General features: G+C 54.2%; 22 protein-coding genes. 9 read left to right on the plus strand and 13 right to left on the minus strand.

Annotated elements, in window-relative coordinates; translation table 11 throughout:
- Positions 1-59: 59 nt before the first annotated feature.
- The gene (locus FHW76_RS25130; protein WP_008807903.1) at positions 60-443 is read right to left on the minus strand and encodes a type II toxin-antitoxin system VapC family toxin; all 384 of its coding nucleotides are present in this window, start codon (positions 441-443) and stop codon (positions 60-62) included.
- A complete protein-coding gene (locus tag FHW76_RS25135; protein WP_004150355.1) occupies positions 443-685 on the minus strand; it encodes a CopG family transcriptional regulator in 243 nt (80 codons plus the stop codon). Before FHW76_RS25135 ends, FHW76_RS25130 begins: the two co-directional genes overlap by 1 nt.
- Positions 686-889: 204 nt before the next feature.
- On the opposite strand from FHW76_RS25135, the gene FHW76_RS25140 reads away from it, so the two are divergent.
- A complete protein-coding gene (locus FHW76_RS25140) occupies positions 890-1807 on the plus strand; it encodes an alpha/beta hydrolase (protein WP_023296845.1) in 918 nt (305 codons plus the stop codon).
- A 14-nt stretch (positions 1808-1821) separates the two neighbouring features.
- On the opposite strand, the gene fabY is transcribed toward FHW76_RS25140, so the two are convergent.
- From fabY to typA, 5 genes are all read right to left on the minus strand, one after another.
- Complete coding sequence (fabY, locus tag FHW76_RS25145; protein ID WP_012543287.1) at positions 1822-2763, minus strand: fatty acid biosynthesis protein FabY; 942 nt, start codon at positions 2761-2763, stop codon at positions 1822-1824.
- 44 nt (positions 2764-2807) lie between these two features.
- A complete protein-coding gene (dtd, locus tag FHW76_RS25150; protein ID WP_012543288.1) occupies positions 2808-3245 on the minus strand; it encodes a D-aminoacyl-tRNA deacylase in 438 nt (145 codons plus the stop codon).
- Positions 3242-4102: a virulence factor BrkB family protein gene (locus FHW76_RS25155; RefSeq protein WP_008807907.1), complete on the minus strand. Its 861-nt coding sequence runs from the start codon at positions 4100-4102 to the stop codon at positions 3242-3244. Before FHW76_RS25155 ends, dtd begins: the two co-directional genes overlap by 4 nt.
- Entirely contained in the window at positions 4096-4695 is a 600-nt protein-coding gene (gene yihX, locus FHW76_RS25160; RefSeq protein ID WP_008807908.1) for a glucose-1-phosphatase, read from the minus strand. The genes FHW76_RS25155 and yihX overlap by 7 nt, the downstream gene beginning before the upstream one ends.
- 134 nt (positions 4696-4829) lie before the next feature.
- Positions 4830-6653 carry a ribosome-dependent GTPase TypA gene (gene typA / locus FHW76_RS25165; RefSeq protein ID WP_008807909.1) on the minus strand — a complete coding sequence of 608 codons (1824 nt, stop codon included), beginning with the start codon at positions 6651-6653 and terminating at the stop codon, positions 4830-4832.
- A gap of 378 nt (positions 6654-7031) precedes the next feature.
- Here typA and glnA point away from each other — a divergent pair, with 378 nt between their 5' ends.
- The 4 genes from glnA (at position 7032) to FHW76_RS25185 (ending at position 11318) form a co-directional block, all read left to right on the plus strand.
- The gene (glnA, locus tag FHW76_RS25170) at positions 7032-8441 is read left to right on the plus strand and encodes a glutamate--ammonia ligase (protein WP_004203622.1); all 1410 of its coding nucleotides are present in this window, start codon (positions 7032-7034) and stop codon (positions 8439-8441) included.
- A 188-nt stretch (positions 8442-8629) separates the two neighbouring features.
- The gene (gene glnL, locus FHW76_RS25175; protein WP_008807910.1) at positions 8630-9679 is read left to right on the plus strand and encodes a nitrogen regulation protein NR(II); all 1050 of its coding nucleotides are present in this window, start codon (positions 8630-8632) and stop codon (positions 9677-9679) included.
- 8 nt (positions 9680-9687) lie between these two features.
- Positions 9688-11097: a nitrogen regulation protein NR(I) gene (gene glnG, locus FHW76_RS25180; protein WP_008807911.1), complete on the plus strand. Its 1410-nt coding sequence runs from the start codon at positions 9688-9690 to the stop codon at positions 11095-11097.
- A gap of 110 nt (positions 11098-11207) precedes the next feature.
- Complete coding sequence (locus tag FHW76_RS25185) at positions 11208-11318, plus strand: YshB family small membrane protein (RefSeq protein ID WP_004152951.1); 111 nt, start codon at positions 11208-11210, stop codon at positions 11316-11318.
- Positions 11319-11357: 39 nt separating this feature from the next.
- On the opposite strand, the gene hemN is transcribed toward FHW76_RS25185, so the two are convergent.
- Positions 11358-12731 carry an oxygen-independent coproporphyrinogen III oxidase gene (hemN, locus tag FHW76_RS25190; RefSeq protein WP_072123610.1) on the minus strand — a complete coding sequence of 458 codons (1374 nt, stop codon included), beginning with the start codon at positions 12729-12731 and terminating at the stop codon, positions 11358-11360.
- A gap of 188 nt (positions 12732-12919) precedes the next feature.
- Positions 12920-13426 carry a Der GTPase-activating protein YihI gene (yihI, locus tag FHW76_RS25195; protein ID WP_008807913.1) on the minus strand — a complete coding sequence of 169 codons (507 nt, stop codon included), beginning with the start codon at positions 13424-13426 and terminating at the stop codon, positions 12920-12922.
- Positions 13427-14010: 584 nt separating this feature from the next.
- Here yihI and yihA point away from each other — a divergent pair.
- A complete protein-coding gene (yihA, locus tag FHW76_RS25200; protein ID WP_008807914.1) occupies positions 14011-14643 on the plus strand; it encodes a ribosome biogenesis GTP-binding protein YihA/YsxC in 633 nt (210 codons plus the stop codon).
- A gap of 347 nt (positions 14644-14990) precedes the next feature.
- On the opposite strand, the gene polA is transcribed toward yihA, so the two are convergent.
- Positions 14991-17783: a DNA polymerase I gene (polA, locus tag FHW76_RS25205; protein ID WP_012543290.1), complete on the minus strand. Its 2793-nt coding sequence runs from the start codon at positions 17781-17783 to the stop codon at positions 14991-14993.
- Between the two features lie 396 nt (positions 17784-18179).
- Between polA and FHW76_RS25210 the strand changes: the two genes are divergently transcribed.
- The gene (locus tag FHW76_RS25210) at positions 18180-19079 is read left to right on the plus strand and encodes an acyltransferase (protein ID WP_008807916.1); all 900 of its coding nucleotides are present in this window, start codon (positions 18180-18182) and stop codon (positions 19077-19079) included.
- Between the two features lie 49 nt (positions 19080-19128).
- On the opposite strand, the gene dsbA is transcribed toward FHW76_RS25210, so the two are convergent.
- The 3 genes from dsbA to FHW76_RS25225 all read right to left on the minus strand — a co-directional run bounded on the left by dsbA (position 19129) and on the right by FHW76_RS25225 (position 21111).
- Entirely contained in the window at positions 19129-19752 is a 624-nt protein-coding gene (gene dsbA, locus FHW76_RS25215; protein WP_008807917.1) for a thiol:disulfide interchange protein DsbA, read from the minus strand.
- Between the two features lie 27 nt (positions 19753-19779).
- Positions 19780-20766: a serine/threonine protein kinase gene (locus FHW76_RS25220; RefSeq protein ID WP_008807918.1), complete on the minus strand. Its 987-nt coding sequence runs from the start codon at positions 20764-20766 to the stop codon at positions 19780-19782.
- Positions 20767-20841: 75 nt separating this feature from the next.
- Positions 20842-21111, minus strand: a complete 270-nt coding sequence (locus tag FHW76_RS25225; RefSeq protein WP_002882612.1) for a YihD family protein — start codon at positions 21109-21111, stop codon at positions 20842-20844.
- A gap of 71 nt (positions 21112-21182) precedes the next feature.
- Here FHW76_RS25225 and mobA point away from each other — a divergent pair, with 71 nt between their 5' ends.
- Positions 21183-21764, plus strand: a complete 582-nt coding sequence (gene mobA, locus FHW76_RS25230) for a molybdenum cofactor guanylyltransferase MobA (protein ID WP_008807920.1) — start codon at positions 21183-21185, stop codon at positions 21762-21764.
- Positions 21761-22267 carry a molybdopterin-guanine dinucleotide biosynthesis protein MobB gene (gene mobB / locus FHW76_RS25235; protein WP_008807921.1) on the plus strand — a complete coding sequence of 169 codons (507 nt, stop codon included), beginning with the start codon at positions 21761-21763 and terminating at the stop codon, positions 22265-22267. The genes mobA and mobB overlap by 4 nt, the downstream gene beginning before the upstream one ends.
- Positions 22268-22585: the final 318 nt, after the last annotated feature.

Below are 22585 nucleotides of genomic sequence, written 5' to 3' on the forward strand. Positions count from 1 at the left end.
CTCGACACACTCGTTTCAGACGAGTTTGTCGCTCCCTTGTCGTCCTCCTGCCACTCGAATTATTCAGGGTGTAGTTCGTACGGCGTGACTACGCCAGGAATACCGGCAAAATCCTTCGTATTCCGCGTAATCAGTTCCAGACGATGGAGTTGCGCCGTCGCCAGAATGATGGCATCCGGCAGCTTAAGCTTATACTCCTGCCGCAGCGCAACGCTTCGCTCTGCAATATCCTGTGAGATGTTAATGATATTAAAGGTGCTTAGCGCCATTCGCGTACGCTGCTCCTGGTGATATTTTTTAGCGCCAACCATCACCTCCATCCAGGTAATCAGACTGATCGCATTCTGCGGTGGCCAGGCCTCCAGCGCCTGTTTGGCTTCGCGACGCCCGCTAAATAAATCAATAAGAATATTGGTATCAAAAAGCGCAGATCCGGAGGTCATTACCACTCCTTGCGTAGCTGACGTTGATATTCCATGCCGTCTTCTTCGCAGTCTTGCCACAGACCCAGCGCACTGGAGATGGTATCTTTAGCTCGATCTTGTTTCTCCAGATATTGTTCAACCGCTTCACGTAACAGTTCCGCTCGCGGAATGTTACGCTGCACTTTGAGGTCATCGAGACGTTGAATGACATCGTCTGATAAATCGAGAAGAATTCTGCCCATATCCCTTTCAGCCATCATGCTCATATATACCTCAAGTATATCACCAGTGATGAAGTTATGAGCAATCTACAGCTTTTGAAATCGGAAACAAACAGGATTTTGCCAGGTAAACGCTTTTTTGCGAGCCGCTTTCCATAATGCACAGGCGACCTCAACAGGCCTGTATTTTCGCCATAATCCAGGCTATAACACTGGATATTAAAACAGTACAAGGAACTTCATATGGCGCTGGAGAAAGGGATTGCTTCGCTGGTTGAGGCATTTATTGCGGCAGGTCGTCCGTCATCACGCGATCAACATATTGATGATCGGAGGGCCGGCTATATCGCCAGTGCGGTACTCGCCGGGGAGACGGAAACGCGAGTGCGGGTGGAGGATATCACCCTGGAGGGGATGCACTTCCGCGTCGTTTCACCGCCCACTGCCGACGGCCTGCTACCCACGCTTATCTACTACCACGGCGGCTGTTTTGTCAGCGGCGGCTTTACCACCCACGATAACCAACTCCGTCAGTTAGCCATGTTCAGCGGTTGCCGGGTGATCGCTGTACAGTACCGCCTGGCGCCGGAGCATACCTTTCCGGCGGCGCACGATGATGCAGAACGAGGTGCTACGATTATTCACCAGCACGCAAAGCAGCTTGGCGTTGATGCCTCGCGTATCACGCTGGCCGGCGACAGCGCCGGCGGGCACCTCGCCCTGGTCACGGCTCTGCGCCTGAAAGCGAAAGCGGCGTGGCATCCTGCACAACTGATTCTGATTTATCCGATGCTTGACCCCACCGCCAGCATGGCGAGCTACCTCAGCAATGGCGATGACTATGTGATTACCCGGGACACGCTACTGAGCGGCTACGAAATATACCTCGCCTCGACGCCGGCAAACCATCCGGATGCCAGTCCGCTCTGGCGCGAAGATTTTAACGGGCTGCCACCGGTGCATATTCTGACGGCGGAGTTCGATCCTTTACGCGATGAGGGCGAAGTGCTGTACCGAAGGCTGACGGAGCAAGGGGTGGAGAGTTCCTGTCAGCGTTATCTGGGGGTGATCCACGGCTTCTTTCAGCTGGGTGGCGTCAGCCACGCCGCGCGTGATGCTATGCGGGATATCGCCTGGCGTGTGGCATCGCCAGGACGATAACGGCCAGAGGGCACTTACTCTTCCTCGTTGCCGCCCTCTTCGTACGAACCAAAAGGCTTCGCCGGCAGCACGATGTAGATCCCCTCGAAAACCGCACCCTGTTTATCATCGCCAAAAAGCTCCACCTGCATTTGCACGCGGGCTTTACGCCCACGCGCCAGGCGGTCGAGGTCGCCGCTCAGCGATCCCAGGTCGGCGATGGCGCTGGGGCGGCCGCTAATGGGCTGACTGTACCGAATATGCGCATCCGCCAAAATGATGGTGCCCCCCAGATGCCGCTCGCGCAGCATCAGCCAGATAAGTCCCCATCCGGTCAGGGTCGCTAACGAAAACAGGCTACCGGCAAACAGCGTATGGTGCGGATTCTGGTTCCCCGCTTCCGGCATGGTGGTTATAAATTTCTGCCCGGTGTACTGCTGAATGCGTACGCCCATTTTTTCACTCAGCGGGATATGCTGATACCACGCCTGCTGGAGCTGCGCGCACCAGTCGCCACGGTGCAAAATATCGTCCAGCGACGCGATCGGTTTAATCATCAGAAAATGACGGATCGGCGTGGTGGTCGGGGTAGTGATCTCCCCTTGATTGACAAAGCCAAGCTTGGCGAAAAACTCCACCGCATCTTCGCGAGCGCTACAGGTGACCCGCTTCACCCCTTCCTGACGCGCTACCGACTCCAGGGTCATCGCCATCAGCGTCCCCAGCCCTTTATCCTGTACGGAGGGATGAACGGCCATAAAGCGAATGGAGGCTTCATTTTCCGCATTGATATACAGTCGGCCGACGGCAACCAGATTACCCTCTTCATCCACGACCATCTGATGATGCGCCATCGCATCCCAGGCGTCGCGTTCCGATCCTTTAGGCTGATGCAGCGGCTTACGCAGCATCTCCCAGCGGAACTGGTAGTAGCTCTCTAACTCTTCTGCTGTTTGCGGTACACGAAGGTGATACATAGTCGTACTCTCTTTTGTTACCCGCAGCCTGCCCGGAAGCTGGGTCATACCTGCAACCAAAAGGTCACGGGACCATCATTGACCAAAGAAACCTGCATATCCGCAGCGAATCTTCCGGTCTGGGTGTTCATTTCCTGCTGGCGACAGCGGGCGACGAAATACTCATACAGCGCCTCGGCGCGGTCAGGGGCAGCGCCTTTCGAGAAACTCGGTCGCATCCCCCGCTCGGTATCCGCCGCCAGCGTAAATTGCGAAACCACCAGCACGCTGCCGCCCGCCTGCTGGACATTCAGGTTCATTTTCCCTTCCGCATCGCTGAAGATGCGGTAGCCCAGCACCCGTTCACAAAGGCGATTCGCCTTTTGTTCATCATCGTCTTTCTCGACGCCCAGCAGCACCAGAAGCCCCGGACCAATTTCGCCCGTCACTTCATCCTCCACGGTAACGCTTGCACGGGATACGCGTTGAATTAATGCAATCATGGTTGTTCTGTTTCTTCTGTTTTAAGTTTGCGGTATTCACCGAGAGTGACAGTTATTTCAGCGCCAAGCAAGACGATACACCAGGTCCAGTACACCCAGACGAACAAAATCGGCACCACCGAAATCACGCCATAAATTAACTGATAGGACGGAAAGGTGGTGATATAGAGGGCAAACGCTTTTTTACCTGCCTCGAACAGCAGCGCCGCCACCAGCGCCCCGATCACTGCATCGCGGTTACGCACCTGGGTGGTCGGTACAATACTGTAGAGCAGCCAGAATGCCGCCCATGAAAGGATCAGCGGGAAGAGGCGGAGTAGATTATCAATCACGCCGTCCAGATCGCTCGCCCAGCGCAGCGACAGCAGATACGAACTGATCGCCAGGCTGGCGCCTGCCAGCAACGGGCCAAGAGTCAGGATCATCCAGTAAACGGCAAAGGAGTAAACTTTGGGACGGCTGCGCGTGCTGCGCCAGATGGTGTTTAGCGCGCTGTCGATCGAGTACATCAGCAGCAGCGAGGTGACGATCAGGCCAAACGCGCCTACGGCGGTCATACGGCTGGAGTTAGCCACGAACTGTTCGATATACCCCTGAATCACATCCCCGGTCGCCGGAATAAAATTGGCGAAGATAAAATGGCGAATCTGCACGCTGACTTCGGAAAACATGGGAAAGGCCGCAAACAGCGCGAACACGACGGCTATCAGCGGCACCAGGGAAAGTAATGACACATAGGCGAGGTTCCCCGCCAGAGTCGTCATATGGTCTTCATCAATGCGCCGCCACAGCAGCTTAAGCCAAGCCAGCAGCGGCCGGGTATGGTGGTGTAATTTTTGCTGAACGGTTTTTAGCATAGCTGATTCGCGAAATAGTCAGGGATGGTCTTCTTCCCGGTCACCAGAATACTGGTGATCCCTAACCGGTTGGCCCCTGCTATATTATCGACGTTATCATCAAAAAAGACCGTATCTGCGGCGGAAAATCCCTCTTCTTCCAGTACTCGCAGATAAATTTCCGCTTCAGGCTTACGCAATCCCATCTCCTGTGACAGATAAATGCGATCGGCGGCAGCGCGCACTTCCGGGTATTCATCGGGCCAGAATGTGGTGTGAAGACGATTGGTATTGGAGAGCACTACCACCCGATGCCCCTGGGCACGAAGTTTATGCATGATGGTAATTACCTCCGGGCGCAGCGCGACAAATACCGCCTGCCAGCCGTGAGCAAACTGCTCATAGCTGAGGGACATATTCATTTCATGACACATGGCGGCGGCAAAGTCTTCATCGCTAATCTCGCCACGCTCATGCTGGTGGAAAGCCTCTCCCATGGTGAAATGCTGCTTCAGCGTCGCCAGCGGGATGCGGGTTAAATCACTCCAGGCTCCCAATACCCGGTTGAAGTCAATGTCGACAATCACATTACCTAAATCAAAGATATAGAGCATTTTTGTCTCCTTCCGCGCCGTGGAAAATTAACTTTAGCGGGAAAGGCAGGATTTGACTATTGGCGTATGATGCAGGAATGAAAAAAAGAAACCCCGCCGGAGAGGCGGGGTTTAGCGAACAACAAGAAGAAAAATTACTCTTCTTTTGCACCGCGCATTGCGCGTTTACGGTCGTTCTCAGTCAGGTGACGTTTACGGATACGGATAGACGTAGGGGTCACTTCTACCAGTTCGTCGTCATCGATGAACTCCAGAGCCTGCTCCAGGGTCATCTTAATCGGCGGAACCAGAACCGTTGCTTCGTCAGTACCGGACGCACGCATGTTGGTCAGTTTCTTACCGGTCAGGCAGTTTACCGTCAGGTCGTTAGAGCGACTGTGAATACCGATGATCTGGCCTTCGTAAACTTCAGCGCCGTGGCCGAGGAACAGCTTACCGCGATCCTGCAGACCGAACAGGGCGAACGCAACCGCTTTACCCTGACCGTTAGAGATCAGTACGCCGTTGTTACGCTGACCCACTTCGCCCGGACGAACGTCGTCGTAGTGGCTGAAGGTGGAGTACAGCAGACCGGTACCAGAAGTCATGGTCATGAACTCTGAACGGAAGCCGATCAGACCACGGCTTGGGATCACGTAGTCGAGACGTACGCGGCCTTTACCGTCTGGATTCATGTTTTTCAGGTCGCCTTTACGCTCGCCCAGCGCCTGCATGACAGAACCCTGGTGCTGCTCTTCGACGTCCAGCGTCACGTTTTCGAACGGCTCTTGTTTACGGCCATCGATTTCGCGGAAGATAACTTTCGGACGGGAAACCGCCATCTCGAAACCTTCACGACGCATGTTTTCAATCAGAACGGACAGGTGCAGTTCACCACGGCCGGAAACGCGGAACGCATCAGCGTCTTCGGTTTCTTCAACGCGCAGCGCCACGTTGTGCACCAGCTCTTTGTTCAGACGGTCCAGGATCTGGCGAGAGGTAACGAACTTACCTTCTTTACCGCAGAACGGCGAGGTGTTGACGTTGAAGAACATGGTTACGGTCGGCTCATCAACGGACAGTGCCGGCAGCGCTTCGACATTCTGCGGATCGCAGATGGTGTCGGAGATGTTCAGCTCGCCCAGACCGGTGATCGCGATGATGTCGCCAGCTTCGGCTACGTCACTCTCGATACGCTCCAGACCCAGGTGAGTCAGCACTTTACCGACTTTACCGTTACGGGTTTTGCCTTCGCTATCGATGATAGTGACCTGCTGGTTCGGCTTCACTTTACCGCGTTTGATGCGGCCGATACCGATGACGCCAACGTAGTTGTTGTAGTCCAGCTGGGAGATCTGCATCTGCAGCGGACCGTCAAGGTCAACGTCCGGCGCCGGCACGCGATCAACAATCGCCTGGTACAGCGGGGTCATGTCGTCAGCCATGTCTTCGTGGTCCAGGCCCGCGATACCGTTCAGCGCGGACGCGTAAACGATCGGGAAGTCCAGCTGTTCGTCGGTCGCATCAAGGTTAACGAACAGGTCGAAGACCTGATCGACAACCCAGTCCGGACGGGCGCCCGGGCGGTCAACTTTGTTGATGACCACGATCGGCTTCAGGCCGTGGGCAAAAGCTTTTTTGGTCACGAAGCGCGTTTGCGGCATCGGGCCATCAAAGGCATCGACCACCAGCAGCACAGAGTCAACCATGGACATAACACGCTCAACCTCACCTCCGAAGTCGGCGTGCCCTGGGGTATCAACGATGTTGATACGGTAATCATTCCATTTGATTGCGGTGTTTTTCGCGAGGATGGTAATCCCACGCTCTTTCTCCAAATCGTTGGAGTCCATCACACGTTCTTGTGCTTCAGTACGTGCGTCGAACGTACCGGATTGCTGTAGCAGCTTGTCAACCAGGGTAGTTTTACCATGGTCAACGTGCGCGATGATGGCGATATTACGCAGATTTTCGATCACAACTTTGCCTCAGGCATTAGAAATAGCGCGTTATTGTACACGTATTAAGCGAAGGACTGAACAGGATCACAAACATCCTCCGCAAACAAGTATTGCAGAGTTTCTTTGTGACCGCTTTCACGGAGCGATAAAAGGGCACCGTAACAAAAATTGCACCAAAATGGTGCTCAATGTTCACACTGAGGCACTACTTTGGTGCATTATCTCCATCATGGTGCAGTCCTTTTGCACTATGGTGCGCATGATACAGCGTTTTATAGGGCATTTAAAAGTTGGCACAGATTTCGCTTTATATTTTTTAAGGCAACAACGCCACTTTTAAGCAGTATGAAGTTTTCGTTACCACGACGACAATGACCAATCCGGGAGAGTTTAAGTATGTCCGCTGAACACGTTTTGACGATGCTGAACGAGCACGAAGTGAAGTTTGTCGACCTGCGCTTCACCGATACCAAAGGTAAAGAACAGCACGTCACGATTCCGTCTCATCAGGTAAATGCCGAATTCTTCGAAGAAGGCAAAATGTTTGATGGCTCCTCGATCGGTGGCTGGAAAGGTATCAACGAATCTGACATGGTCCTGATGCCGGACGCCTCCACCGCGGTCATTGACCCGTTCTACGAAGAACCGACCCTGATCATCCGCTGCGATATCCTCGAGCCAGGCACCCTGCAGGGCTATGACCGTGACCCGCGCTCCATCGCGAAACGCGCTGAAGAGTACCTGCGCGCCACCGGCATCGCTGACACCGTCCTGTTCGGGCCAGAACCAGAATTCTTCCTGTTCGACGACATCCGTTTTGGCGCCTCTATCTCCGGCTCCCATGTCGCGATCGATGACATCGAAGGTGCGTGGAACTCCTCCACCAAATACGAAGGCGGTAACAAAGGTCACCGTCCGGGCGTGAAAGGGGGTTACTTCCCGGTTCCGCCAGTAGACTCTTCTCAGGATATCCGTTCCACCATGTGTATGATCATGGAAGAGATGGGCCTGGTTGTTGAAGCTCACCACCACGAAGTGGCTACCGCAGGTCAGAACGAAGTGGCAACCCGCTTCAACACCATGACCAAAAAAGCGGACGAAATTCAGATTTACAAATACGTTGTTCACAACGTCGCTCACCGCTTCGGTAAAACCGCGACCTTTATGCCGAAACCAATGTTCGGCGATAACGGCTCCGGCATGCACTGCCATATGTCTCTGGCGAAAAACGGGACTAACCTGTTCTCCGGCGACAAATACGCAGGTCTGTCTGAGCAGGCGCTGTTCTACATCGGCGGCGTAATCAAACACGCTAAAGCTATCAACGCCCTGGCGAACCCGACCACCAACTCCTACAAGCGTCTGGTCCCGGGTTACGAAGCGCCGGTTATGCTGGCTTACTCTGCGCGTAACCGCTCTGCCTCCATCCGTATTCCGGTGGTGACCTCTCCGAAAGCGCGTCGTATCGAAGTGCGCTTCCCGGACCCGGCTGCCAACCCGTACCTGTGCTTTGCGGCGCTGCTGATGGCTGGCCTTGATGGTATCAAGAACAAAATCCATCCGGGCGAAGCAATGGACAAAAACCTGTATGACCTGCCGCCGGAAGAAGCGAAAGAGATCCCGCAGGTTGCTGGTTCTCTGGAAGAAGCCCTGCAGGCCCTGGATGCTGACCGCGAGTTCCTGACGGCTGGCGGCGTGTTCACCAATGACGCTATCGATGCTTACATCGCCCTGCGTCTGGAAGAGAACGACCGCGTACGCATGACTCCGCATCCGGTTGAGTTCGAACTGTACTACAGCGTCTAATTTTGCTGTAAATCCAGGGTATGTCGTGTTGTGGCGCGGGATGCCCGGGATATTTTGTTGCCGTGGAAACTTTCAGCCCATCTCAGGATGGGCTTTTTTCTCCACCAACACGCTGATCTCGCGAGCTTTTTACCGATAAAAAGCTATACTGCACTAAATTGGTGCACTCATTTTCAGGAGACTGTCGAATGGCAACAGGCACACTGCCCGATGCTGGGCAGATCCTCAACTCTCTTATCAACAGTATCTTACTGGTCGATGATGACCTGGCGGTGCACTTTGCCAATCCTGCGGCGCAGCAGCTGCTGGCGCAAAGTTCACGCAAGCTGTTTGGCACCCCGTTACCTGAGCTGTTGAGCTATTTTTCGTTGAATATCGGGCTGATGCAGGAGAGCCTGCAGGCGGGCCAGGGGTTTACCGATAACGAAGTGACGCTGGTTATTGATGGCCGCTCGCACATCCTGTCGCTGACCGCCCAGCGGCTGCCGGAAGGCTTTATTCTGCTGGAAATGGCGCCGATGGATAACCAGCGCCGCCTGAGCCAGGAGCAGCTGCAGCACGCGCAGCAGGTCGCCGCCCGCGATCTGGTCCGCGGCCTGGCACATGAGATAAAAAATCCGTTAGGCGGCCTGCGCGGCGCGGCACAGCTGCTCAGCAAAGCCCTGCCCGACCCGGCGCTAACGGAATATACCAAAGTGATCATCGAGCAGGCTGACCGGCTGAGAAATCTGGTCGATCGCCTGCTTGGGCCACAGCATCCGGGCATGCACGTTACTGAAAGTATCCATAAAGTCGCCGAGCGGGTAGTGAAACTGGTCTCCATGGAGTTACCGGACAACGTGAAGTTAATCCGTGATTACGACCCCAGCCTACCAGAGCTACCCCACGACCCGGATCAAATTGAACAGGTGTTGCTGAACATCGTCCGTAATGCGCTGCAGGCGCTGGGGCCGGAAGGGGGCGAAATTGTTCTCCGCACCCGCACCGCTTTCCAGCTGACGCTGCACGGGGTGCGTTATCGCCTCGCCGCACGTATTGACGTTGAAGATAATGGCCCGGGTATTCCGCCCCATCTCCAGGATACGCTGTTTTATCCGATGGTCAGCGGCCGCGAAGGCGGTACCGGCCTGGGCTTATCTATCGCCCGCAGCCTTATCGATCAGCACTCCGGCAAAATTGAATTCACCAGCTGGCCGGGTCATACCGAATTTTCGGTATACCTGCCTATTCGGAAGTAGAGGTGTTTATGCAACGAGGGATAGCCTGGATCGTTGATGACGATAGCTCCATCCGCTGGGTGCTTGAACGCGCGCTCACCGGAGCCGGCTTGAGCTGCACAACGTTCGAAAGCGGCAATGAGGTGCTAGATGCCCTCACCACCAAAACCCCGGATGTACTGCTGTCAGATATCCGTATGCCGGGAATGGATGGTCTGGCGCTGCTCAAACAGATTAAGCAGCGTCATCCAATGCTTCCGGTCATCATAATGACCGCACATTCCGATCTGGACGCCGCGGTCAGCGCTTATCAGCAAGGCGCGTTTGATTATCTGCCCAAACCTTTTGATATTGATGAAGCCGTCGCCCTGGTCGACCGGGCGATAAGCCACTACCAGGAGCAGCAACAGCCGCGAAATGCGCCAATAAGCAGCCCAACTGCCGACATCATCGGCGAAGCGCCGGCAATGCAGGATGTCTTTCGCATTATTGGCCGTTTGTCGCGATCATCCATCAGCGTGCTGATTAATGGCGAATCCGGTACCGGTAAAGAGCTCGTCGCTCACGCCCTGCATCGTCATAGTCCACGTTCAAAAGCGCCGTTTATCGCACTGAATATGGCGGCAATACCCAAAGACCTGATTGAGTCCGAGCTGTTCGGGCATGAAAAAGGGGCCTTTACCGGCGCCAATACCGTCCGCCAGGGACGCTTCGAACAGGCTGACGGCGGCACGCTATTCCTGGATGAAATTGGCGATATGCCGCTTGATGTCCAGACTCGTCTGCTGCGCGTGCTGGCGGATGGCCAGTTTTATCGCGTGGGCGGTTACGCGCCGGTGAAGGTCGATGTGCGGATCATCGCCGCCACCCACCAGAACCTGGAACAGCGCGTGCAGGAGGGGAAATTCCGTGAAGATTTGTTCCACCGCCTGAACGTGATCCGGGTACATTTACCGCCGCTGCGCGAGCGCCGGGAAGATATTCCACGCCTGGCCCGCCATTTTCTGCAGATAGCCGCCCGCGAGCTCGGTGTTGAAGCCAAACAGCTGCATCCGGAAACGGAGACAGCGCTGACACGCCTGGCGTGGCCTGGCAACGTCCGTCAGCTGGAAAACACCTGTCGCTGGCTCACCGTCATGGCCGCCGGCCAGGAGGTACTGACGCAGGATCTGCCGAGCGAACTGTTTGAGACCACGGTTCCGGACAGCCCGACGCAGATGCAGCCCGACAGCTGGGCGACGCTGCTGGGTCAGTGGGCCGATCGGGCGTTGCGATCCGGTCATCAAAACCTGCTCTCAGAAGCGCAACCCGAAATGGAGCGCACGCTGCTGACGACCGCCCTGCGCCATACCCAGGGGCACAAGCAGGAGGCTGCGCGTCTGCTGGGATGGGGTCGTAATACCCTGACGCGTAAGCTAAAAGAGCTGGGAATGGAGTAGTGATTAACGGCATGATGAAAATTAGCCGTTCAGCGCAAAGTGCTGCTATTTTGTACTTTACTGTTCCGATGAGTTGAGTATGATCGTGCCCGGCATTAGGGGAGAGCATCATGTTTGAATCACTGGTGAGTATGATATCGAGCGGCGCCGCAGCCAGTCACACGCCACAAACGGCAGTCGCTGCCGTGCTGTGCGCTGCGCTGGTCGGGCTGTTCAGCTAATGGTTCCCCTCTCCTGCGGCCGCGGGAGAGGGGAAAACATTAAATGACCCGGGAGAACTGTTGCATCCGAGCTTTTTGCCGTAGATAGGCATCAAAGCACATGCAGATATTGCGGATCAGCAGTCGGCCTTTCGCCGTCACCTGAATGGCCTTATCATCCACAGCCACCAGCCCGTCATGCGCCAGCGGCGCCAGCAGCTTCAGGTCTTCGGCAAAATAAGACTGAAAATCCACATCCCACTGCGCCTCTACAGCCTCAATATCCAGACGGAAATTACAGATCAACGCCTTAATCACGTCGCGACGTAAACAGTCATCGCGGGTTAACGCGATCCCGCGCCATAGAGCGTCCCCTTGCTCTGCCACCTGCTGGTAGTACAGCTTCAGCTCTTTTTGGTTCTGGGCGTAGCTGTCGCCAATCATGCTGATCGCGGACACGCCCATCCCCAGCAGATCGGTATCCCCCTGGGTGGTGTAACCCTGGAAATTGCGGTGCAGTATGCCATGACGTTGCGCGACCGCTAATTCATCGTCTGGGCGAGCAAAGTGGTCCATGCCGATAAACTGATAGCCTGCCGCCGTCAGCGAGCCGATGGTCTCCTGGAGGATCTCCAGCTTCTGTTCAGCGGAGGGGAGATCGGCATCTTTAATTTTGCGCTGTGCGGCAAAGAGCGTGGGCAGATGCGCATAGTTAAACACGCTCAGGCGGTCAGGATTGAGCTCGGCGACCTTTTGCAGGGTAAAGGCGAAGCTCTCCGGCGTTTGCTTCGGCAGGCCGTAGATGAGGTCGATATTGGTCGAGGTAAAACCAATCTCCCGCGCATGGTGGAGCAAATCAAAGATGAACGCTTCGTCCTGCTCACGGTTAACCAGGCGCTGAACCTCTTTATTGAAGTCCTGCACGCCCATACTCAGGCGGTTGAACCCCTCGGTGCGTAAATGATCGAGGACATCCAGCTCGATCTCACGTGGATCGACCTCAATGGAGATCTCGGCTTCCGCGCTGAAATGGAAGTGGCTGCGCAACAGATTCATCAGGCGACTGATTTGCGCCTTATTGAGATAGGTTGGCGTGCCGCCACCCCAGTGCAGTTGCTTAACCTGGCGACTGGCAAACTGCGGCGCGCGGTGGATGATCTCCTGTTCAAGGACATCGAGATATTGATCGGCCTTATGCTGCTGGCGGGTGACTATCTTATTGCAGCCGCAGAAATAACACAGCTTATGGCAAAACGGGATATGCACGTACAGCGACAGGGGACGCTGTGGGTAACGGGCCACAGCGGCATCGAATTCCGCCGCGCCAAATTGCGGTGAAAACTCCAGCGCGGTGGGATACGAGGTATAGCGCGGCCCGGAATAGTTATATTTCTGGATCAGGGCCAGATCCCAGTCGATTATCTGCTCAGACATGCTCACTCCTTCCGATGGTGCCGCCGACGGGTACGCCGTCCCGGCCCCACCGCACCGCGGGTCATGAGCCGGTTGCGCAGCCATTTCTGACGCCGCGACAACCGTCGTAGTTTAACGAATAACCACAGCAGATAACATATAACCAGAAGGGTTATAAGCAGTACCGGGAATCCGATGGGATGCAAATGTTAGTTTCCACCCTTCAGCAGACGCATCATATCTTCCTGACGCTCTTCCTCTTCTTCATCTTCGTCATCGTAAGAGAGGCCGAGCTGCTGCATCAGCTCATCAATGCGATCCAGTTTGGCGTCCACCCAGCTCTGCTCTTCAGCATTCAGGGTGCCGCCCTCTTCCAGACGTTCCAGCAGCGCGTCCAGGCGCTCATCATTCTCCAGCAACTCCAGCTCAGCCTGCGGTGAAAGCATAGGTTTCTCGCTCTTTGGTTTATGCTGCTTGGGGGCTGGGGTGCTGCTTTCGCTCACGCCCAGCGGGATCGGTTTTTTACTGCCGACGCGCGGGTCTTGCGTCTGGCTTTGTTTTTTGCCCGCTGAAGCCGCATCGCCGCCGTTCGCGCGACTGCCTGCCGCGTGGCCACGATGTTTCTTCTGCCGTTTGCGATCGCGAGCTTCCTGATTTAACTCTTCACGCGACTTGCGGCCGGATTTGCCACGGGTGGCGGATGTCGGTTTTTTCATGGTGTGTAATCTTCAGACAGTATTATTCAGTATAGAATTGAGGCGGAATCTAGCAGAAAGCAAGCAAAGAAAAAAGGCGACAGATTACTCTGTCGCCTTTTTCCTCACTGACCACCCTTAACGGGCTTCTTCTTTCCCTGTTCGCTAACGACTTACCCTGTCTTTCCCTTAGCGTCCAACGGTCCCTGTTTCTTCCTTTTCCCTTTGAAACGTCTCCAAGACGCGCGTCATCCTGACTATCCTGTGGTCTTCGCCTCCTGGCGCTTCCTGACCCCTCGTCCTGAGTCTTAATCCTTTCAGCATCCCCGCCGTTGTGTATTACTTTACCCTGTTGACAAAAATCGACAACCAGCCAGGCCGTTAAAAAAACATTTTCAGATTTCTCTATTTTTATAACTTGTTTTTTTTCAGTTAATTACATCTGTATCGTCTTATTTTTCTCAGGTATGTCCTATACGAAGAATAGTCAATGTCTCACAAACCATATGGTTTTTACTTACAGGAACGGCGTGCGGTAAAAACAGCCTTTTTCTGCTGTTCAGGTATAATCCCTGCCATAGCCTGTTTTAACGGAGACGACCGTCTTGACCAACTGGAATTATCAACTGACGCACTTTGTCACTAGCGCGCCAGATATCCGCCATCTTCCTGCCGATACCGGCATTGAAGTGGCGTTCGCCGGCCGCTCCAACGCGGGAAAATCCAGCGCGCTAAATACGCTGACCAACCAGAAGAGCCTGGCGCGTACCTCCAAGACTCCTGGACGTACGCAGCTGATTAACCTGTTCGAAGTCGCCGAGGGCAAACGCCTGGTTGACCTGCCCGGCTATGGTTATGCGCAAGTACCTGAAGAGATGAAGATCAAGTGGCAGCGCGCGCTGGGAGAGTACCTGGAAAAACGTCTGTGCCTGAAGGGCCTGGTGGTGCTAATGGATATTCGCCACCCGCTTAAAGATCTCGATCAGCAAATGATCGAGTGGGCGGTAGAAAGCGATATTCAGGTGCTGGTGCTGTTGACCAAAGCCGATAAGCTCGCCAGCGGCGCGCGTAAAGCGCAAGTGAATATGGTGCGTGAAGCGGTACTGGCCTTCAATGGCGATATTCAGGTTGAACCTTTCTCTTCGCTGAAAAAATCCGGCGTGGATAAGCTACGACAGAAGCTGGATAGCTGGTTTAACGAAATCCCGCCGCAAGAAGCCGTTGAAGACGCCGAGTAACCCCCGCTTTTTCCGGATAACGGCGCGTAGCGCCCTATCCGGACGTTCATATTACGCGCTTTTAACTGCATCAAACTTTTCTTTCGCGCAATAAAAAACGCCCCGGTCATAAATGACCGGGGCGGCTAAAATATTCAGCCAAATCCGATTACGTGAAGTAAAAGGTCTGAAAGATAGAACATCTTACCTCTGTACCCTACGCGATTAACTCTACTCTTCTTTCGCTCACGGATAAAGCATTTTTTGTAGTTTTTTTTCACTATTTACATAGCAAATTCAAATGATCCTCACAAAACGCTATAAGTTATGTTGCTTACTTACAGAAAATCGCTTTGCGCTTTGTATACTTAGTGCGCTTGATCCCAGTTTTCGCCACTACCGACTTCCACCAGCAGCGGCACCGCCAGCGTAGTGCTGTTCTCCATCAGTTCATGGATTTTTTTCGACACGGCATCGAGCTCATCTTTATGCACTTCAAAGACCAGTTCATCGTGAACCTGCATGATCATCCGCACGCGAGGTTGCTCCTTCCGCAGCCATTCATCAACAGCAATCATCGCCCGCTTGATAATGTCTGCCGCTGTCCCCTGCATCGGGGCGTTGATCGCCGCACGTTCCGCGCCGGCGCGACGGGCACCATTGCTGGATTTAATATCCGGCAGATAGAGTCGACGGCCATCCAGCGTTTCAACATACCCTTGCTCTTTCGCCTGAGCGCGGGTGCGCTCCATATACTCCAGGACGCCCGGGTAACGCTCGAAATAAAGATCCATATACTTCTGTGCTTCTTTACGCGGGATGTTCAGCTGGCGGGCCAGGCCGAAGGCGCTCATGCCGTAGATCAGACCGAAGTTGATGGCTTTCGCACTGCGGCGCTGTTCGCTGCTGACGCTGTCCAGTGGTAAGCCAAACACTTCAGCCGCCGTCGCCCGGTGAATATCTTTCCCTTCAGCGAAGGCGGTCAGCAGGCCTTTATCCCGCGACAGGTGCGCCATAATACGCAGTTCGATTTGCGAGTAGTCCGCTGAGACAATGACGTAATCTTCCGGCGCGATAAACGCCTGGCGAATGCGCCGTCCTTCTTCGTTACGCACTGGAATATTTTGCAGGTTTGGATCGGTAGACGACAAACGGCCAGTGGCAGTGACCGCCTGATGATAGGAGGTATGCACGCGCCCCGTTTTAGGGTTAATCATCAGCGGCAGTTTATCGGTATAGGTCGACTTCAGTTTCGCCAGCCCGCGATACTCCAGAATCACTTTTGGCAACGGATAATCCAGCGCCAGCTCCTCCAGGACCTCTTCAGACGTGGATGGCGCGCCACCCGGCGTTTTCTTCAGCGGCTTGATACCCTGTTTCTCAAACAGGATCGTTTGCAGCTGTTTAGTGGAGGAGAGATTAAACGCTTCCCCGGCAATCTCATGTGCGCGCTGCTCCAGCTCAACCAGACGCTGGGCGATCTCCTGGGAATGCGCATGCAGCACGGCAGGGTCGATTTTCACACCATTGCGCTCAACCCGAGACAGCACCGGCACCAGCGGCATTTCGATATGCTTAAAGATATTCAGCGGACCTTCATGCTGCTGCAGCTTCGGCCACATCTTCAGATGCAGCTGGAGCGTGACGTCGGCATCTTCCGCCGCGTAGCGGCCAGCCTCCTCCAGTGCAATCTGGTTAAAGGTGAGCTGGTTCTTACCTTTACCAGCGATCTCTTCAAAGGTAATGGTTTTATGCTTCAGCCAGCGGTCGGAAAGACTGTCCATATCGTGGCGGCCCGCCACGCTGTCGAGAATGTAGGATTCCAGCATGGTATCGAATGCAATCCCGCGCAGCTCAATGTCATAGTTGGCCAAAATACCGCGATCGTATTTGAGATTTTGCCCGACCTTGAGCAGCTTCTCATCCTCCAGCAGCGGTTTAAGCAACGCCAGTACGCGCTCGCGGGGGATCTGATCCGGTGCATCAAGATAATCATGCGCCACAGGGACATAGGCGGCCACGCCAGGCTCAACCGCGAATGAAAGACCGACCATATTGGCAGAGATATTATCCAGGCTGTCGGTTTCCGTATCAAAGGCAAAGAGCGGCGCTTGCTTCAGCTTATCGATCCAGGTGACCAGCGTGGCCTCATCAAGGATAGTGACGTAGTGCTCTGCTGAAAGGGCGGAGGCCGGTTCATCCTCTGCTTCTGCCTGTGCCGCTGCCGCAGGCTCTGCAGGTTTAGCGGCCGGTTTGCCGCCCTTCGCTTGCAGCCATTTCCCGGCCTCGACGTCGGTTGTCCAGCGCTTAAACTCATACTGCCTGAACAGCGCCAGCAGATCGTCAGCCGCCGGAGGCTGCACCTCCAGCTCTTCGCACGTGAGCTCCAGCTCGACGTCGGTTTTAATGGTCGCCAGCTGATAAGAGAGATAAGCCACGTCCTTGTTCTGCTCCAGCTTCGCCGCCATCGTTTTCGCGCCGCGGAAGCTCAGTGCAGCAATTTTCTCCGGTTCCGCATACAGCGTATCAAGGCCGCCAAGGCCTTGCAGCAGCGCCTGGGCGGTCTTCTCGCCCACGCCCGGCACGCCAGGAATGTTATCCGAAGAGTCGCCCATCAGTGCCAGGAAATCGATAATCAGCTCCGGTGGGACGCCATACTTGGAGACCACCTCATCCGGTCCAAGGATGGTGTTAGTCATGGTATTGATTAGGGTGATCCCCGGCGTCACCAGCTGAGCCATGTCTTTATCACCGGTGCTGATCAGCACCGGACGACCCGCCCTTTCCGCTTCCCGCGCCAGGGTGCCAATCACATCGTCGGCTTCAACACCCGGAACTGCCATTAGCGGCAGCCCCATCGCTTTCACCATCTTATGCAACGGCTCAATCTGCGCGCGCAGATCGTCCGGCATCGGCGGGCGGTGGGACTTGTAATGTTCGAACAATTCATCACGGAAGGTTTTCCCTTTCGCATCAAAGACCACGACGGCGTGAGTCGGTTGATACTGCAGGATCAAACTGCGCAGCATATTCAGTACGCCGTACATAGCCCCGGTCGGCTCCCCTGCGCTGTTAGTCAGCGGCGGAAACGCATGATACGCCCGATAAAGATAGGATGAGCCGTCAACGAGGATGAGAGGGTTTTCTGGGATCTGAACCATAATTTCCGTGCCTGTTTATCAGATTATGGGTAAAGGATGCCACAGACGGGCATGAAATCCTGAATTTTTCCCGCATTTCGCGGAAAAGATTCAACGATCGTCGCGATCGCATAAGAACTTTGCTTGTGGATAACTTTGTGTATAGTTTTACAGCGTCAGCTTTACCGCCCCTGAAAATAAATGAACAAATACTATTACTCTTTATATATCAGTTAATTAAAAACAGATCGACGATCCTGGCATCAATTTGATGACCCAATGTTCCATGTGGATAGAAGATCCTTGTTTTTTTCTGTTCTCGTAAGACCCGTCATTTGCCGCGTTTTCTGGTAAAATCAGCCCCTTGCGCAGCTTAAAGGCGCTCTTTGTCAGCCTAACTTTCTGAATAAACTAACTATGTCGAGATTACTCGCTGCGATAACACTTCCGCTGAGTATCGCCTTAACCATCTTAGTCACCATTATCTGCTCTGTACCGATCATCGTCGCCGGGCTGATTAAACTGCTGGTCCCCATTCCAGCGGTATGGCGCTCTATATCTGTTTTTTGCAATTTTATGATGTATTGCTGGTGCGAAGGGCTGGCGCTGCTGTTGCATCTCAATCCCTGGCTTAAATGGGACGTCGAGGGTCTGGAAGGCTTAAATAAAAAGAACTGGTATCTGCTGATCAGTAACCACCATAGCTGGGCAGATATCGTGGTGCTGTGCGTGCTGTTCCGCAAGCATATTCCGATGAATAAGTACTTCCTTAAACAACAGCTGGCGTGGGTACCCTTCATCGGCCTCGCCTGCTGGGCGTTGGATATGCCCTTTATGCGCCGCTATTCACGCAGTTACCTTATTAGACACCCGGAACGCCGCGGTAAAGATGTCGAAACCACCCGCCGTTCATGTGAAAAATTTCGCGCGCATCCGACGACTATCGTCAATTTTGTGGAAGGCTCGCGTTTTACCGAAGCCAAAAAGCACGAGACGCGCTCGCCTTACGATAACCTGCTACCGCCTAAAGCGGCAGGTATCGCCATGGCGTTAAACGTGCTCGGTTCGCAGTTCGATAAACTACTGAATGTCACGCTGTGCTACCCGGAGAATAATACAAAGCCGTTTTACGATATGTTAAGCGGCCGCCTGACGCGCATTGTAGTACGTATCAATCTGGTTCCTATTGGTGAAGAGCTGCACGGCGATTACGTTAACGATAAGAACTTTAAGCGCGGCTTCCAGCGCTGGCTCAATGGGCTATGGGAAGAGAAAGACCGTCAGTTGACTGACATCATGCGGGACAAAGAAAGATAGTCACTGCCAGAACAGCTAAGGTAACGCCGGTCAGTGACCGGCGTTTTTTTTATTTCTTCTCTACCAGTTGCTTCACGGTATCCGCATACTGAGCAACGAAGACATCCATATTGCTGGTGTCCATCCCCTGCGGGTTCAGCTGGTATTTACCATTAACATACATAGCCGGTACCCCCTGCAGCTGCAGATCGGCTGCCGCTTTCTCTTGCTGAGCGACCAGAGATTTCACCACGAAGCTATTCCATGCGGCATCGTAGTCTTCCCCTTTCACGCCAGCGTCGACAAACACTTTACGAATGTCAGCCACGCTCTGCACGGTCTGGGTTTTCTGCACGGCTTCGAACATCGGCGCAGTAATTTTATCTTCAACACCCAGCGCGATGGCCACCGCCCACGCCTGCGTCAGATCCTTGCCCAGAGGGCCCAGGAACTCAACGTGGTATTTGGTCATTTTGGTGCCTTCCGGCAGTTTCTGACGCACATTGTCAGAAACATGCAGCACTTCTTCAAACTGGTAGCAGTGCGGGCAGTAGAATGAGAAGAACTCGAGCACCTGCGGCTCGCCAGCAATCGGCTTATCAAGGGTGATGTACTGCTTGCCATCGGTGATCTGGGCAGCGGATGCACTAAAAGCCAGAATCATACCAGCCAGCGCCAGCCAAACTTTTTTCATGATTTACTCTCTCCTGGATATATCACATTAATACATTGGCGTTAACTGAAGAGGGGGTTCCTGTAGAACCTTCACCTGCTCAAGAAAAGTCGACGTCTGCCCCCGCCAGTAATCCTCCCCGGTTAACCAGGGGAAATTGACCGGGAAAGCGGGATCGTCCCAGCGTCTGAGCAACCACGCCAGATAATAAACCAGTCGCATAGCGCGTAAAGGTTCAATTAGCGCGATTTCATCGCTGTTAAAGGGGCTGAATTCCTCATAGGCCTCGACAATGGTCTCCAGCTGCATACGCTGTTCAGCCTTATCACCGTTGAGCAGCATCCACAGATCCTGAATCGCCGGGCCGGTTCGCGCATCGTCTAAGTCGACAAACAGTGGCCCGTCGCGCCAGAGGATATTACCCGCATGGCAGTCACCGTGCAGGCGTAACGTGTTCCCGCGGCCGTGCCATTGCTCCATGACGGCAGCAATGAGTTTATCGGTCGCCTTCAGGAAATCGGCCTTCAGGCCAGAGGGGATCAGCGTCGCCTGTTCAAACACCTGGCGCGGTTCCAGCAGGTACTCCTGGACGCCAATTTCCGGGCGGGCAGTAAAGCGCTGTTTGCGGCCCGTCTGGTGCAGGCGCCCCAGATAGCGGCCAACCCATTCCATCTGATCAAGGTTATCCGCTTCGAACTGACGACCGCCAAGGCTTGGGAAAACGGCAAAGTAGAATCCCTGATGCTGATGAAGCGTGCTGTCGTTAAAGAAGAGCGGCGCAGCAACGGGCACTTCATCTTCTACAAGCTGAAGTGCAAACTGGTGTTCTTCAAGGATCTGTTCTGCGGACCAGCGCTCAGGACGATAGAACTTTACCACATAGCGATGGCGCTCTTCGTCCTGGAACTGATAAACGCGGTTCTCATAGCTGTTTAGCGGGGTGAGACCGGAGTCCACCCGCATACCCAGATCGAATAACCCATCGATAATGGTATCCGGGCGAAGCGTCTGAAAAGTAAAAGCCTTATCGTGCATCCTGACTTCCGATAATCGTACGAATAGTTCAGGATATCATCTCATTGCACTTTACGCGGCAGCGCTTACAACCTTTTACTCTTTTATTACCCCGCGGGCGCGCAGCAGCGCGGTTTTAAAGTCCTCTTCATAATCCTTCTGAATACCGGGAATGACAGCATCTTTAGAAGAGTCACGCATCTTCAGGTGATAGATCAGAATATCGTCGGAAAGATCGCTCAGTTCGCCATCATAGCCAGCCTCTTTCGCCAGTTTCTGCAAAAATTGCATCAGATTCAGTTCAGGCTCTTTCTGCCAGGCAGGCTGGAGGAGTTCAATTACTTCATTCAGACGTTTACATTTCATGGTCATGCTCCTTACTCTTGATAGGGACAAGTTAACAGGGTCAATCCCACAATGAAAGAGGCGATATTCAGATGCAAAGCGAGGCGATAACCGGCGTCGTGCTGGCAGGCGGCAAAGCCACGCGAATGGGCGGCATTGATAAAGGATTACAGGCGCTAAATGGTCGCCCTCTCTGGCGTCACGTCGCGGAGACATTAGCCCCGCAGGTAGATGAGTTAGTCATTAGCGCCAATCGTCATCTTGAACAGTGGCGTGCCAGCGGATATCCGGTCTTTCGAGACATACAGGAGGGTTATCAGGGGCCGCTGGCCGGAATGCTTGCTGTGATGCAGCAGGTCGCGAGCCCATGGTTTGTTTTTTGCCCCTGCGACACGCCGTTCATTCCGTCCTTTTTAGTGGAGCGCTTTATCCAGCAGAGAGGGGCCGCACCGGTCGTTTGGGCCCATGACGGCGAACGGGATCATCCCGCCGTTGCATTAGTTCATCGTCAAATCATTCCGGAACTGGAGGCTTATCTGGCTCATGGAGAGCGCAGGGTGATGGTCTTTATGCGACAAGTGGGTGGGCGCCCGGTGAATTTCAGCGATGTGAAATCAGCGTTCATCAATGTAAATACGCTTGAAGATTTGCAGCAGATGCAGGAGCCATCATGACCCCATTACTGGCGATCGCCGCATGGAGCGGTACCGGAAAAACAACATTATTAAAGCGTCTTATCCCTGAGCTTTGCGTCAGAGGTCTGCGTCCCGGGCTGATAAAACATACCCATCATGATATGGACGTCGATAAACCCGGCAAAGATAGCTATGAATTACGTAAGGCGGGCGCTGCGCAGACTATTGTCGCCAGCGAACAGCGCTGGGCGTTGATGACGGAGACGCCAGAGACGCCGGAATTAGATCTCACGTGGCTTGTCAGTCGAATGGATGCCAGCAAACTGGACCTGGTTTTAGTGGAGGGGTTCAAGCATGAACCCGTGCCGAAGATCCTACTTTTTCGGCAAAACAGCGGCCATCGTGTAGAAGAGCTGATAATTGATGAACATACCATCGCCGTGGCCAGCGATATGCCCATCGCGACCTCGCTTCCGCAGTTGGATTTAAATGATATTCAACAGATCGCGACATTTATTGCGAATTGGTTAGAGAGGCATTAGCAGTTTATCGGTAGGGTTGCTTCTTAACACAGACGTTAATGAATGGCATCGGCAGACAGGGGCCTCCCCGGAGGCGGTGCAGCGCACCTTGTCCGGGCTACAGGTCGTGCAGGGCGGGTGCGAATCCGTAGCCCCGGTAAGCGCAGCGCCACCGGGGAGACATACCGGCACGGTTGCCGGACCACTGAAACGCAAAAAGCCCATCCGGCAGGATGGGCTTTTTACTTGTTTGATGCCTGGCAGTTCCCTACTCTCACATGGGGAGACCCCACACTACCATCGGCGCTACGGCGTTTCACTTCTGAGTTCGGCATGGGG

The organism is Klebsiella sp. RC2 (genome assembly GCF_014192815.1).
Taxonomy (GTDB): Bacteria; Pseudomonadota; Gammaproteobacteria; order Enterobacterales; family Enterobacteriaceae; genus Klebsiella; species Klebsiella variicola.